The 14182-nt window shown below is 68.4% G+C and carries 11 protein-coding genes; 2 read left to right on the top strand and 9 right to left on the bottom strand.

Annotation, left to right across the window (positions count from 1 at the left end; genetic code table 11):
• Positions 1 to 86 precede the first annotated feature (86 nt).
• The 4 genes from QLQ15_RS00790 to QLQ15_RS00775 all read right to left on the bottom strand — a co-directional run bounded on the left by QLQ15_RS00790 (position 87) and on the right by QLQ15_RS00775 (position 5460).
• The gene (locus QLQ15_RS00790) at positions 87 to 1154 is read right to left on the bottom strand and encodes a protein-glutamate methylesterase/protein-glutamine glutaminase (RefSeq protein WP_283210967.1); all 1068 of its coding nucleotides are present in this window, start codon (positions 1152 to 1154) and stop codon (positions 87 to 89) included.
• Entirely contained in the window at positions 1154 to 1756 is a 603-nt protein-coding gene (gene cheD / locus QLQ15_RS00785; protein ID WP_283210966.1) for a chemoreceptor glutamine deamidase CheD, read from the bottom strand. Before cheD ends, QLQ15_RS00790 begins: the two co-directional genes overlap by 1 nt.
• Positions 1753 to 2592: a CheR family methyltransferase gene (locus QLQ15_RS00780; protein ID WP_283210965.1), complete on the bottom strand. Its 840-nt coding sequence runs from the start codon at positions 2590 to 2592 to the stop codon at positions 1753 to 1755. The genes cheD and QLQ15_RS00780 overlap by 4 nt, the downstream gene beginning before the upstream one ends.
• A 201-nt stretch (positions 2593 to 2793) precedes the next feature.
• Positions 2794 to 5460, bottom strand: a complete 2667-nt coding sequence (locus tag QLQ15_RS00775) for a methyl-accepting chemotaxis protein (protein WP_283210964.1) — start codon at positions 5458 to 5460, stop codon at positions 2794 to 2796.
• Positions 5461 to 5736: 276 nt separating this feature from the next.
• On the opposite strand from QLQ15_RS00775, the gene QLQ15_RS00770 reads away from it, so the two are divergent.
• Entirely contained in the window at positions 5737 to 6048 is a 312-nt protein-coding gene (locus QLQ15_RS00770) for an energy transducer TonB (protein WP_283210963.1), read from the top strand.
• Positions 6049 to 6197: 149 nt separating this feature from the next.
• Entirely contained in the window at positions 6198 to 7307 is a 1110-nt protein-coding gene (locus QLQ15_RS00765; protein ID WP_283210962.1) for an NAD(P)-dependent alcohol dehydrogenase, read from the top strand.
• On the opposite strand, the gene QLQ15_RS00760 is transcribed toward QLQ15_RS00765, so the two are convergent.
• The 5 genes from QLQ15_RS00760 to QLQ15_RS00740 all read right to left on the bottom strand — a co-directional run bounded on the left by QLQ15_RS00760 (position 7308) and on the right by QLQ15_RS00740 (position 14182).
• Positions 7308 to 7730 carry a hypothetical protein gene (locus tag QLQ15_RS00760; protein WP_283210961.1) on the bottom strand — a complete coding sequence of 141 codons (423 nt, stop codon included), beginning with the start codon at positions 7728 to 7730 and terminating at the stop codon, positions 7308 to 7310. It lies immediately after the preceding gene.
• A gap of 183 nt (positions 7731 to 7913) precedes the next feature.
• Complete coding sequence (locus QLQ15_RS00755) at positions 7914 to 10184, bottom strand: methyl-accepting chemotaxis protein (RefSeq protein WP_283210960.1); 2271 nt, start codon at positions 10182 to 10184, stop codon at positions 7914 to 7916.
• 198 nt (positions 10185 to 10382) lie between these two features.
• The gene (locus QLQ15_RS00750) at positions 10383 to 12518 is read right to left on the bottom strand and encodes a methyl-accepting chemotaxis protein (RefSeq protein ID WP_283210959.1); all 2136 of its coding nucleotides are present in this window, start codon (positions 12516 to 12518) and stop codon (positions 10383 to 10385) included.
• A 61-nt stretch (positions 12519 to 12579) separates the two neighbouring features.
• The gene (locus QLQ15_RS00745; protein WP_283210958.1) at positions 12580 to 13005 is read right to left on the bottom strand and encodes a type 2 periplasmic-binding domain-containing protein; all 426 of its coding nucleotides are present in this window, start codon (positions 13003 to 13005) and stop codon (positions 12580 to 12582) included.
• 13 nt (positions 13006 to 13018) lie between these two features.
• Entirely contained in the window at positions 13019 to 14182 is a 1164-nt protein-coding gene (locus tag QLQ15_RS00740; RefSeq protein ID WP_283210957.1) for an outer membrane protein, read from the bottom strand.

The following is a 14182-nucleotide window of genomic DNA, read 5'->3' as shown; positions in this document are numbered from 1 at the left end:
GCGTGTGATGTCGCTCGCGTTTTTCGCGACGCGCGGATCCGTACGCGTGACGCGTCCGGAGTTCCTGCGGCGTGAATGGGAATGCTTCAGTCGTGTGCGGTGCCCGCCAGCAGGCGTTGTGCGACATGTGCCAGCGGCACGGTTTCCTGCGCAGCGCCCAGAGCGACTGCCGCGCCCGGCATGCCCCAGACGACGCTGCTCGCTTCGTCCTGGACCAGGGTGGCGGCGCCGGCCTTGCGCAACGCGAGCAGGCCGCGCGCACCGTCGTCGCCCATGCCGGTCAGCAGCGCCGCGCTGGCGTTGCCGCCGACGTGCTCGGCCACCGATTCGAACAGCGCGTCCACGCTGGGGCGATGGCGGCGCACGGGATCGTCGTCGCCCAGGCGGCAGTGCCAGCGTGCGCCGCTGCGGAACACGCGCAGGTGGCGGCCGCCAGGGGCCACGTAGGCGTGGCCCGGCAGCAGTTCCTGGTCGCGCTCCACGTGCAGCACGGTCATGCGGCTGTGCCGGTTGAGGCGTTCGGCGAATGGCGCGCTGAACGCGCCCGGGATGTGTTGCGCGATGACCGTCGCCGGTGCATCGGCCGGCATCTGTGTCAGCACTTCGCGGATGGCTTCGGTGCCGCCGGTGGACGCGCCGATGGCCAGCAGACGGTGCGTGGTGCGGTAGGCCACGGCCGGCGCGTGCGCGGCCACCTCGCCGTTGCGTTCCGGCGCGGGCGCGACCACGCGCGCCTTCGCGGCCTGCTTGACCTTCTCGATCAGCAACCCGGCGTACTCGGTCAGGCCGCGCGCGACGTCCAGCTTGGGCTTGGCGATGAAGTCCACCGCACCCAGCGACAGCGCGTCCAGCGTGACCTGCGCACCGCGCTCGGTGAGCGTGGAGACCATCACCACCGGCATCGGGCGCAGGCGCATCAGGTTGCGCAGGAAGGTCAGCCCGTCCATGCGTGGCATCTCGACGTCCAGCGTCAGCACGTCGGGATTGAGTTGCTTGATCTTCTCGCGTGCGATGTACGGATCGGCGGCGGCGCCGACCACCTCGATCCCGGGATCTTCCTCCAGCAGCTGCGTCATCAACTGCCGGACCAGTGCCGAGTCGTCGACCACGAGCACCTTGATGGGCACCTTGGTGCAATTGCGCCGTGCGTTCATCAGAACAGTTCCACGCTGCCGCTGGCCGGCTCGCGTGCCAGGCGGCCGTAGTAGGCGCGCTCGGCGTCGACGATCACGTCGTTGCGCGCCGACGGCAGGCGCTTGACCAGCGTTCGCCCGGTCTGCGCGAAGAAGCAGACCTTGCGCGGGTGGATGTCGCCCAGGTCCTGCGCGATCACGGGGATGCGCTCGGCGGTCAGGTACTCCAGCACGAAGCCGGCGTTGCGCGTTCCGATCGGGTCGCTGTAGAACCCGCTGAGCACGTTGCCGCCGCCGAACACCTTGGCCTGCAGCCGTGCGCGTCGCGCACCGCGCTTGAGCAGGTCGTTGATCAGCAGTTCCATCGCGTGCGCGCCATAACGCGAGGACACCGAGTCCGCGTCGCCACCGGGCAGCATGAAGTGGTTCATGCCGCCCACCGCCAGCATGGGGTCGTACAGGCATGCGGCCACGCACGAACCCAGCAGCGTGACCAGCGCGACCGGCTTGTCGGTGACGCGGTAGTCGGCCGGCAGCAGCTTGATCGCCTCGGTCTGCAGGACCGGGTCGTAGTAGCTGCCGGGTTCGACCGGGACGCGGGCGGCGGGAGAAAGGGCGGTCATCGGCGAAGTCCGGCGGCGGGGCGATAAATGGTTCGGCCGCAGGGAGTGATCAGGTCATGGGCGTGACCGAAGCTTTCCGAGTGTCCGGCGAAGAGAAGGCCGTCGCTGGCGATCAGCGGCGCGACGCGCTGCAGCACCTGGTACTGCGTGGCCTTGTCGAAATAGATCATCACGTTGCGGCAGAACACCGCGTCGAAGCCGCCACGCAGGCCGTAGCTGTCGGCCAGCAGGTTGAGCGGGCGGAACTCGATCAGCGCCCGCAGCTCGGGCTTCACGCGGCACAGTCCGTCGTTGTCGCCATTGCCGCGCTGGAAGAACTGCCGCCGACGCTGCAGCGACAGCGTGTTGATGCGTTCCACCGGATACACGCCGCGCGCGGCGGTCTGCAGCACGTTGGTGTCGATGTCGGTCGCCAGGATGCGCACCGGCGGCGTCATCGTGCCGTAGGCCTCGCACGCGGTGATGGCCAGTGTGTACGGCTCTTCACCCGTGGACGCGGCGTTGCACCAGATCGTCGCGCTCGGTCGGCCGCGCAGGTGCGCGAGAAGCGCGTCGAAGTGGTGCGATTCGCGGAAGAACGAGGTGAGGTTGGTGGTGAGCGCGTTGACGAAGCTCTGCACTTCGGCGTCGGGTTCGGCCTCGACGTAATCCAGGTACGCGCCGAAGTCGTCCATGCCCAGTGCCCGCACGCGCCGCGCCAACCGGCTGTAGACCATGTCGCGCTTGTGGGGATGCAGGTGGATGCCGGCATGCTCGCGGATCATCCGGCAGACGCGGCGGAAGTCGCGTTCGTCGAAGGTGAACTCGCGGTCGTCTTGGCTGCGCTGGGGACGCATGGGAGAGGCTCGTTCCGGCAAGAGGGGGTATCCCTTCTCCCCGCGGGAGAAGGTGCCCGGAGGGCGGATGAGGGAGAACGGAACATCAGGCGTCGAACACCAGTGCCCTATCGCACTGCGCGTTGGAGCTTGCTGCTCCGCCGCCCCTCACCCCAACCCCTCTCCCGGTGGGAGAGGGGCTTTGAAGCACTGCGTCGCGACTCAGAACTCCTGCCAATCCGGCTCGGCGCTGTTCGCCGCGACCGGCGCACGCACCTTGCGGGCGGCGGGCTTGGCGGCCGCTGCGGTCGCGCGACCACGGACCGGCTTGCCGGCGGGCATCTCGACCACCGTCGCCGCCGCACGCGCGGCCTGCGCGACGTGCGCCAGGCGGAACACAGCAACCGTGTGCACCAGCTGCTCGGACTGCTGTTCCAGGCTGCGTGCCGCGGCGGATGCCTGTTCCACCAGTGCCGCGTTCTGCTGCGTGCCTTCGTCCATCTGCGTGATGGCGTTGTTGACCTGCTCGATGCCCGAACTCTGTTCCTGCGACGCGGCGGAGATGTCGGCGATGATGTCGGTCACCTTGCGCACGCTGGTGACGATGTCGGCCATCGTGCGACCGGCCTGGTCGACCAGCGCGCTGCCTTCTTCCACCTTGCCCACCGAGTCGGTGATCAGCTGCTTGATCTCCTTGGCGGCGTTGGCCGAACGCTGCGCCAGCGAGCGCACCTCGGCGGCGACCACCGCGAAGCCGCGGCCCTGTTCGCCGGCACGCGCGGCTTCCACCGCGGCGTTCAGCGCCAGGATGTTGGTCTGGAACGCGATGCCGTCGATCACGCCGATGATGTCGGCGATCTTCTTCGACGACTGGTTGATCGCATTCATCGTATGCACGACTTCGCCGACCACCGTGCCGCCCTGGCCGGCGACTTCCGCCGCGCTCTGCGCCAGCTGGTTGGCCTGGCGTGCGTTGTCGGCGTTCTGGCGGACCGTGCTGGTCAGCTCTTCCATCGACGAGGCGGTTTCTTCCAGCGATGCGGCCTGCTGCTCGGTACGCTGCGACAGGTCGTTGTTGCCGGCGGCGATTTCCGCCGCGGCGCTGCTGATGGCATCCGAACCCTGGCGGATCTGGCCGACGATCTGCGCCAGCTGTTCGACGGTGCGGTTGGCATCGTGCGCGAGGCGGCCGAACTCACCCGGCAGTTCGACTTCGACGCGGCGGTTGAGGTCGCCGTCGGCGACCGCCGACAGCAGCGTGCCGACTTCGCGCAGGCCTTCCTCGGCGGTGTGCATCAGCTGGTTCAGCGACTGCACGACGTCGTGATAGACGAACTCGAAGCGCGAGGCGTCGCCGCGGCGGCTGAAGTCGCCGGCGACGGCGGCATCGACCAGCGTCTTGATCTCGGCGTTGATGGACTGCATGCCGTGCTTGACCGAGTCGACGGCATCGGTGATGCGCGCCTTCTGGCCCGGCAGGCGGTCCATGTCCATCGACAGGTCACCACGTGCATAAGCCGCGACGATCTCGATGGCGCGCGTGTTCACCTGGATGTGCGAATCCACCAGCGTGTTCACTTCGCCGGCCATCTGGCCGTAGGCACCCGGGAAGTCCTCGCTGCGCAGGCGACGGTCGATCTCGCCGGCCTGGTGCGCCTCGAAGATGTCGCGCTGTGCGCCGGCGAAGCTGCGCAGCGTATGGATGGCGCGTTCCAGGCCGCGCGCGATGTCGCGCACTTCGTCGCGGCTGTTCACGCGGACCGCATCCGGGAACTCACCGCGGGCCAACCGGTCCGACGCGTCCTGCACTTCCTTCAGCGCGGCGCGGGTGCTCTGGCTGAAGCCCAGGAACAAGTACGCGGCGATCGCCAGGATCAGCACGCAGATGCCCATCGTCAGCGCGGTGCGCTGCTTCAGGCGGGCGATCTCGGCGTTGGCGGCGGCGTTGAGCGAGGTGTTGGCGGCGGAGAGCGCGGCAGCCAGCGACAGGCGCGTGGCGTCCACGCGGGCGGCCATGATCTTCACCGGAAGCACCGGCGTCTCGGCGTCGAGGATGTGCTTCTGGATGTCGCCGTTCTGCTTGGCGACGGCTTCCAGTGCCTTGCGGAACGGCGCGCCCATGCTGTCGGACAGGCTCGCCATTTCCTCTTCGGCGTCCTTGATCTCCACTTCCGAGCGCGTGCGCACGTAGTCCTGCATGTTGCGCGACACGGCCAGACCGGTGCGGTCGTCGACCCAGATCGCGCCGTCGCCCAGCACGCGCAGTGCGGTGGCGCTCTGCTGCGCGGTGTACTCGGCCAGCGTGGGCACCCACACGGTCGCGGCGCGGCCCATGTACAGCACGGCGGCGTTCTGCGCCTGCGCCAGACCGGTCTCGTCGGCGATCAGCCCGTGCACATCGCCCAGCTTGCGCACGGCGGCGGCGTGGTCGGTGGCGGCGGCGGCCGAATCGGTGTGGTCGGCGTTGGCCTTGGCCCATGCGGTGCGGGCTTCCTGCAGTGCGGCCGGCAGGGCGGAGTCGGCCAGCTGCGCGCGCTGCCAGGCGGCCAGGCCGTCGAGCTCGCGGTTCACCAGATCGACCGACTGTGTCAGCGCCTGGTCGGACACTTCGTCCTTGGCGAGCTTGCGCACCACCAGCTGCTCATGCTGCTGGATGCCCAGCATCGCACGGTGCAGATGGCCCAGGCCGGCGACTGCCGACTGCTGCGCGCGGGCCGCGTCGATCTCGGCGTTGGAACGCACGAGGATGATGCCGGCCAGTACGCCGCAGGTGAGCATGAAAGCGGCGCCGATCACCATGGCCTTCTGGTTGAAGCGCAGCTGCGACATCAACTGCGTGGCCGGTGTCAGGAAACGGTCCAGCAGAGTGGAGGTTGAGCGGGTGGACATGGAGCCTCTCGGTGCGGAACAGACCCGATTCGGGTCGACACCTCTGGCATCGGCGCGGCAGGTCGAAACTTTAGAGGCGGGCCGCTTGCGCGGGGTGTTTCCCCATGGGCTGCAAAGGACGGTCATGAGTGTCCGGGGATCGCGGAACGCCCCTCCCCGGGGGGAGGGCGGCCCGCCGTGCGGTTTCGCCACGCACCGTGGTGTCGACGCCCTAAAGAAACCCCGCGCATGGCCGATGTACCCGATGTCGCCCGACATCATCCCCAAGGAGTTCCCATGCGCCGTTCGTTCATCCATGCCGCCGGCCTTGCCGTGCTGGTCCTGTCCTTCGCCGCCCCGGCCTCCGCCGACCTGAAGCCGACCAAGCGCGTCGAGCCGCAGTACCCGGTGGAAGCCGCACGTGCCGGCACCCAGGGTTTCGTCGAAGTCGAATTCGTCGTGGACGAAGGCGGCAAGGTTTCCAGCGTCTCGGTGGTCAACGCCAAGCCGGCCCGCGTGTTCGAGCAGTCGGCCGTGCGCGCCGTGAAGCAGTGGGAGTTCGCTCCGGGCGGCGGCAAGGGCAAGGTCCGCCTCGACTTCTCGCTGTAATCCACAACCTCCCACGGTTGGATACGGGGAGCGCGCCGGCGACGGCGCGCTCTCTTTTTTTTGCCCGGCAAGGCCGATCCGCGCCCGGGGCGACGTTACCGACAATGGTCGCGTGTCGCGGCCGCTGACGGCATGGCCAGGGTAGCGCGATGAAACTGCGGCGCCTGTTCGCATGGAGCGCGGGGACCGTCCTGGTGCTGGCCGCCGGTGCGTTCGCGTTCGGCTGGTTCACCTCGACCAACGCGTGCTATCGAGAGGCGGTCGCGCCGAAGAAACCGATGAAGGCCGTCATCCGCTGCGACTACGGCACCGCGGACGTGCTGCGGATTGCCGATGTGGAAACGCCGGTGCCGGCAGCGGGCGAAGTGCTGGTGAACGTGCGCGTGGCGGCGGTGAACCCGCTGGACTGGCACTACATGCGCGGCACGCCGTACATCATGCGTCTGGGCATGGGGCTGAGGCGACCGGGCGACATCCGCCTGGGCGTGGATTTCGCCGGTACCGTGGAATCGGTCGGGCCGGGTGTCACGCGCTTCAAACCGGGCGATGCCGTCTTCGGCGGAGCTTCGGGTGCGCTGGCGCACTACGTCCTGGTCCGCGAGGACCGCGCGATCGTGCACAAGCCGCCGGAGTTGTCGTTCGAACAGGCCGCGACCGTCGGCATCGCCGCGACCACCGCGTTGCAGGGCTTGCGCGATGGCGGGCGCCTGCAGCCCGGCGATCGCGTGCTGATCAACGGAGCGTCCGGTGGTGTTGGCACGTACGCGGTGCAGATCGCGCACTCGCTGGGCGCGCACGTAACCGGCGTGTGCAGCACGCGCAACGTGGCGCTGGTGCGCTCGCTGGGCGCGGATGAAGTGATCGACTACAAGCAGGCCGACTACACGCAGGGCACGGCGCGGTACGACATCATCCTGGACAACGTCGGCAACCGTTCGCTCGGCGAGAACCGGCGCGTGCTCAAACCCGACGGCCGCTACGTGCTGATCGGCGGCGGTGGTCCCGACGACGGGCGCTGGGTGGGGCCGATGCTCAAGCCGGTGGGCGCGTGGATGCTTTCCTGGTTCGTCAGCCAGGACATGGGCATGCGCCTGGCCCATCTGAATGCGAGCGATCTGGGCGTGCTGCGCGACCTGATGCAGACGCGCCGGATCACGCCGGTGATCGATCGGCGTTATTCGATGCGCGACACCGCGGACGCCATCCGTTACCTGGAAACCGGACGCGCGCGCGGCAAGGTGGTGATCGAGATGGAGTGACTAGAACCGGTGCTTCGCCGCGCAGGCGGTGACATGGTTGTAGTCGCTGGACATGCAGCGGTAGAAGGCCTGCTTCTCGCCTTCGGCGGACTGGCAGTCGGCCACCGTGATCTGCGACAGGAAACCGCGCAGCTGCGTGGCCATGGCGTTGAACTCCTCGCGCTTGATGTAGCCGCCGTCGGCGTTCTTCTGGCCGACTTCAAGCATCGTCTCCAGTCCATAGCGCGCGTTCTCGACGCCCTTGTCGCACGACAGTTCCACGTCGGTCTCGCGCACCTGCGCCATCTGCTTCGCGATGTCGTTGACCGTGGCCTGCACGTCGGGTGGCAGTGCCTTGGTGCCATCGTCCGCCGCGCGTACCGGCACGGCAGCGAACACCAGCAGCGCCAGTGCAGCCGTCGTCTTCCATTCGTTCCTGATCATTCCTTCCCCTGATGGATGCGCGGCATCGCGCCGGCCGCGCGAGCTTAACGCGGCGTGGTGTTCACGCGCCATCGCAGCGGGCGACGGGTTCGCTGACACGTCGTTCCACGCAACACGCAAACGCGAAGCCCCTGCGTGAGCAAGGGCCTCGCGGGACGCGTGACGCCTGACGCAGCGTCGAACTCAGAACTCCTGCCAGTCGCTGTCGCCGTTCGCGGCCGGTGCGCGCAGCGGACGGGCAGGCGTTGCGGTACGGGTCGCTGCGACCGGCCGCGTGGGCGAAGGCGAGCGAACCGGCTTGGCCGGCAACACCACGACGTCCGCAGCGGGCGCGATCGGTGCGCCATGTGCCAGGCGGAACACCGCGACCGTGCGTACCAGCTGCTCGGCCTGCTGTTCCAGGCTGCGTGCCGCGGCCGAGGCTTCCTCCACCAGCGCCGCGTTCTGCTGCGTGCCTTCGTCCATCTGGGTGATGGCGTTGTTGATCTGTTCGATGCCAGCGCTCTGTTCCAGCGAGGCCGCCGAGATGTCGGCGATGACATCGGTGACCTTCTTCACGCTGGTGACGATCTCTTCCATCGTACGGCCGGCGTGACCGACCAGCTGCGTACCCTGCTGCACTTCCACCACCGAGTCGGTGATGAGCTGCTTGATCTCCTTGGCGGCATTGGCCGAGCGTTGCGCGAGCGAGCGCACTTCCGCGGCGACCACCGCGAAACCGCGGCCCTGTTCGCCGGCACGCGCCGCTTCGACCGCCGCATTCAGCGCCAGGATGTTGGTCTGGAACGCGATGCCGTCGATCACGCCGATGATCTCGCTGATGCGGCGCGACGAGTCGCTGATCGCGTCCATGGTGCGCACCACGCGCGCCACGACCGCGCCGCCTTCGCCGGCCACGCCCGCAGCGGTCTGTGCCAGCTGGTTGGCCTGGCGCGCGTTGTCGGCGTTTGCGCGCACGGTGCTGGTGAGTTCCTCCATCGACGAGGCGGTCTCTTCCAGCGAGGCGGCCTGCTGCTCCGTGCGCTGCGACAGGTCGTTGTTGCCCGCGGCGATCTCGCCCGCGGCGGATCCGATGGCATCCGATCCCTCGCGGATCTGGCTCACGATCTGCGCCAGGCGGTCCACGGTTTCGTTCGCGTCATGGCTCATCCGCGCGAACACGCCGCGGTACTCGCCCTGCATCCGCTGTTCCAGATCGCCGCGCGCGACGCCCTGCAGCAGCGACGACAAGGCCGAAAGGTTGTCGTCGGCGGTTGCCATGAGGCGGTTGAGCGTCTCGACCATGATGCGGAAGTCGTGCTGGAAGCGTTCGGCCTCGCCGCGCGCGGCGAAGTCGCCGTCGGCTGCCGATGCCGCCAGTCGCTGGATCTCCGCGTTGATCGCACGCAGGTTGCCCTTGACCGAGTCCATCGTGCGCGTCAGCACGGCCTTCTCGCCCGGCAGGCGGTCCATGTCCTGCGACAGGTCGCCGACCGCATAGCGCTCCATGATCGCCAGTGCGCGCTGGATGGCGTCGATGTGCGAGGCCACCAGTGCGTTGGTTTCGTGCGCCATGCGACCGTACGCGCCGGGGAACGCGCTTTCGTCGATGCGGAAGCTGATCTGCCCTTCGTCGTGGCGGCGGGCCATCTCGCCCTGCGCCAGCGCGTAATCGTCCAGGCGGCTGCGCATGCGCTCCAGGGCCTGCAGCATCTGGCCGATCTCGTCGCGCTGTTCGCTGTGGATGTCCTGGCTGAAGTCGCCGTCGGCCATCGCCTGCGCGGCCTGCGTGGCGCGTCGCACGGATGCGGCGATGCTGCGCGAGATCATCACGCACAGCAGCACCACGGCGGCCAGCGCGATGAGCGCGGCGGACAGCAGCATGCCGGCGAAGCGCCAGTTGCGCGCGGCGATGTCGTCGGTGTACTCGCCGCTGCCGATCACCCAGCCCCAGCGCGGTTGCAGCGCGACGTAGGAGATCTTCAACACCGGCCCTTCCACGCCCGGCTTGGGCCACTGGTAGTCGACGAAGCCGCCGCCGGCGCGCGCGGTCTTCACCATCTCCACGAAGATGCGCTTCTTGTCGGCACTGACGAAGTCCGTCAGGTCCTTGCCGTTGAGGTTGGTCTGGTGCGGGTGCATGAGCATGCGCGGATGCTCGTCGTTGACCCACAGGTAATCGGTGCCGTCCTTGCTGCGCAGGGTGCCAAGCACCGCCAGCGCCTCGCGCTTGGCGACGTCCTCCGGCAGCGTGCCGGCCTTGGCCAGGTCCGCGTAGCGCTGCACCACGGTCATGGCCGCGCCGACGCGCTGGTTCAGGCGCGCGCGTTCGAACTCGATCTGGCCGGAATGGTTGCGCTGCACCGCGATCGCGGTGATCGCCACCAGGCCCAGGGCGAGCACGGCGATCATCCAGACGAAACGGGTGCGCAGCGAAAGGGAAGAGAAGCGGAACAGGCTGGGAGCGAACGACATGAGGCACCGGCGGGAAGGGACTCGGCGCGGTTCGCGCCTTGCCCTTCATATCGGCCGCGCTGCGGCGTCATGGAGTACTACTTTCGGCGCAGCTCACATTCATCAAGCTGAAACTGAGACATCGCGCTGAATGGGGCCGCACAAACAACGACGCCCGGCGGGAGAGATCGCCGGGCGTCGAAGACAACCTTTGCTGGCTTACACCGTGCGGAGCATCGCCCGTGTCGAACCGGTACCGTCGTTGGCGGCGCGCCGCGAATGCGACTGGCCGGAGGCGACGCGGAACGCCGAGACGGCCGACATCAGCTGGCCCGCCTGTTCTTCCATGCTGCGTGCGGCGGCCGAGGCCTGTTCGACCAGCGCCGCGTTCTGCTGCGTGCTTTCGTCCATCTGCGTGATGGCCTGGTTGACCTGCTCGATGCCGGCGCTCTGTTCCTGCGAGGCCGCCGAGATGTCGGCGATGATGTCGGTCACCTTCTTCACGCTGGTGACGATTTCGTCCATCGTGCGGCCCGCGCTTTCCACCAGCTGCGTGCCGGCGCCCACGCGGTCCACCGAGTCGGTGATCAGCTGCTTGATTTCCTTGGCGGCGTTGGCCGAACGCTGCGCGAGCGAGCGCACTTCCGCGGCGACCACGGCGAAGCCACGGCCCTGTTCGCCGGCGCGCGCGGCCTCGACCGCGGCGTTCAGCGCCAGGATGTTGGTCTGGAACGCGATGCCGTCGATCACGCCGATGATGTCGCCGATCTTGCGCGAGGACGCGCTGATCTGCGCCATCGTGGTGACCACCTCGTGCACCACTTCGCCACCGCGCGTGGCCACCTGCGAGGCGTTGATCGCCATCGCGTTGGCCTGACGCGCGTTGTCGGCGTTCTGGCGGACGGTGCTGGTGAGTTCCTCGATCGACGAAGCGGTCTCTTCCAGCGACGCGGCCTGGTGCTCCGTGCGCTGCGACAGGTCGCTGTTGCCCGCGGCGATCTCGGTGGCGGCGCTGCTGATGGTGTCGGCGCCTTCACGGATGCGGCCGACGATCTGCGCGATCTGGCCGACGGTGTGGTTGGCGTCCGCGGCAAGGCGGCCGAACTGGCCCGGCAGCTCCACTTCGACACGACGGTTCAGGTCGCCATCGGCGACAGCGGACAGCAGCGAACCCACTTCGTGCAGGCCCTTCTCGGAGGTCGCCATCAGCTGGTTCAGCGCTTCCACCACGTCGCGGTAGACGAACTCGAAGCGCGTCGCGTCGCCGCGGCGGCTGAAGTCGCCCGCCATGGCGGCATCGACCAGCGTCTTGATCTGCGCATTGATGGACTGCATGCCGTGCTTGACCGAGTCCACCGCTTCGGTGATGCGTGCGCCCTGGCCCGGCAGGCGTTCGATGTCGACGGACAGGTCGCCGCGTGCGTAGGTGCCCACCACATCCACCACGCGAAGGTTGACGTCGATGTGGGTGGTCGCCAGTTCGTTGACCGCGTGGGCCATGTCGCCATAGATGCCGGCGAAGCGCTCGGCCGGCATGCGATGGTCGATCTCGCCCGCGCGGTGCTGCTGGGCCATGGTCTGCTGCGCTTCGACGAACGCGCGCAACTCGGCCTGCATGTGCTGCATGGCTTTCATCAGGCGCGCGTTCTCGTCGTGGCCCTGGACCACGATCACGTCGTCCAGGCGGCCCGCGGCGACGTGGTTGGCAACGGTCATCGCGCGATTCAGCGCGGAGGAGATCGCTCGCGCCAGCACGATGCCAACGCCCAGCGCGGCCAGCAGCGCGAACACGCCAGCCACGATGCCGAACACCAGCGCGCGGTTGGACGCGGCGATGCCATCGCCGACGGTGGCGGTGAAGCGCTTGTTGGCCGCATCGCGCTCGGCATTGAGGTGGTCGCGGTAGGTGGCCAGTGCGGTGGACATCGCCTGCACGTCGTCGGGGTTCACCTCGCCGCCGTCGACGAAGACCTTCGCCACGCCGGCGGCGGAGGCGTAGTAATGCTCGAAGTCGGACGACAGCGCCTTCAGCGCGGCATCGCCCGGGCTGGCCTTCGCCAGTTTCTGGTAGCGCGCGCGGATCTGCTGCGCCACTTCGCCGGCGCTGGCCAGCGTATCGGCATCCGCGGAGGCGGCGGCCGTGTTGAGGGTGTTGATGAGCTTGTCGAGCGCCGCGACGTTCTCGGTCATCGCTTCCAGGCGTGGGAACTGCTCGTCGCGGATGCTGGTCAGCCCCGCGTTGTTGCGCTGGGTGACGACGGTGGACGTCAGCAGATAGGCGAGCAGGCACAGCAGCGAGAGGATCGCCGGCGCCAGGACTTTCCAGAACAGGGGAACGCGCGACAGGAATTGCATGGCGGACTCTTCATGGGGCGAACGCCCGGCGGGTTGCGCCGGGCGTCGCGGGTTGCATGGATCAGGGCTTGAGGACGACGTGGACGCTGTCGTCGACATCGGCGGCATCCAGATAGCCGATGGCCGACGGCGAGCCGGCGACGAACTTGCGCACTTCCGCGCCGCTGCCCAGCTGCTTGGGGCGCTGTGCCTTGCCGGTGAAGGTCAGCTGCGCCCAGTAGGCCTTCAGCTGCGCGGCGTCCTTGCCGGTCACCTTGGTGTAGAACTCGGCGCGCGCCGGGCCTTCGGGCAGGTCCACCGGCGTGGCGGCACCGCCGCCCGGGAACGAGACGGCCTTGTTGAGGAACAGCTGCGAGACCTGTGCCTGCGTGAGCGACTTCACTTCGCTCTTGGCCGAGACCACCACCACCACGCCGGCATGGGCGAAGGTGGCGGCGGCAGCAAGCGCGAGGCCGGCGACGGTGACGATGAGATTGCGAACGGTCATGGTCGGTCTCCGGTCAGAACACGAAGTCGAGCGAGAGCGACAGCAGGTCGTAGTTCTGACCCGTCTTGAAGGTCGGCTGGCGGTTGACCAGGCCACCGTTGGAACCGGTCGGCACGTCGACGTGCGCGTACTCGGCCTTCAGCGCGACGTTCTCGCGGAAGTCCCAGCGGGCACCGACGGTGGCGCTCTTCAGTTCGCCATTGGTGCTGGCCAGTCCGGCGTTGATCACGCCGATCGGGTCGCGGGCGCCGATGCTCGTCTCGCTGTCCACCTGCACGCTACCCAGCGTGGCGTACGGGGTGAACTGGCCGATGCGGTAGCCGGCGCTGACGTAGGCGTTGGTGAGCTTGGGCAGCAGGTTGACCTCGCCGCTGGTGCGGGTGATCTCGCCACGCGCGAACCAGGTGCCCGGGTCGTAGGCGTAGCCGAAGGACGCGAACTCCAGGTCGTCGCCTTCGATGGCGTAGGTGTCGGCCAGCGGTGCCAGCGGGCCCTGGTACAGGGCCAGCAGCGGCGTGGTGATGGAGTCGAGCTTGGCGGTGCTGTAGCTGCCGAACAGCGTGGAGCTGCCGAACTCGGCGCGCAGCGCCAGGGTGCGTGCGTCATGCAGCTTGAAGGTCTTCTCGTCGGACGAACCGGCCGAGACCTGCACCGACAGGGCCACGTCGCCCACGTTGAACTTGTAGCTGGCGTCGCCACCGTCGATGGTCACGGCGGTGTCGTACACCTCCACCGGCGGGCGCACCCACGGCATGGCGTAACCGACCTTGCGGTACTCCGACAGCATGAAGATCGGCGCGGTGAAGCGACCGGCGCGAACCTGCAGGGCCGGCGTGAAGGCGTACTTGACGTGGGCCAGCTCGACCTGCGGCTCGTAGGAACCCAGGGCGTCGTATTCGCTGAGCACCTGCAGCACGGCGCTGAACTTGTCGGTGAAGCGTGCGTCGACCTGCGCGGCCAGGCGCGTGTCCGGCGTGGTCGACCACATGTGGGTGTAGCCGGCGCCGATGGTGCCCTGGGTCGGCACGAAGTCGGCGTGGTTCTCGCTGTTGCGCACGGCGCCGAGGGTGCCGTAGCCGCTGAAGGAGAACATGCCTTCGCCGGCGTCCTGGGCGAGGGCGGAAAAGGGGACGAGCGATGCCAGGGCGAGCGCCAGGGCACTGGGGCGGTTACGCAT

The organism is Lysobacter stagni, assembly GCF_030053425.1.
Classification (GTDB): domain Bacteria; phylum Pseudomonadota; class Gammaproteobacteria; order Xanthomonadales; family Xanthomonadaceae; genus Lysobacter_J; species Lysobacter_J stagni.
Note: the sequence above shows the minus strand (reverse complement) of the source record. Positions and strands in the feature narration are given on the sequence as shown.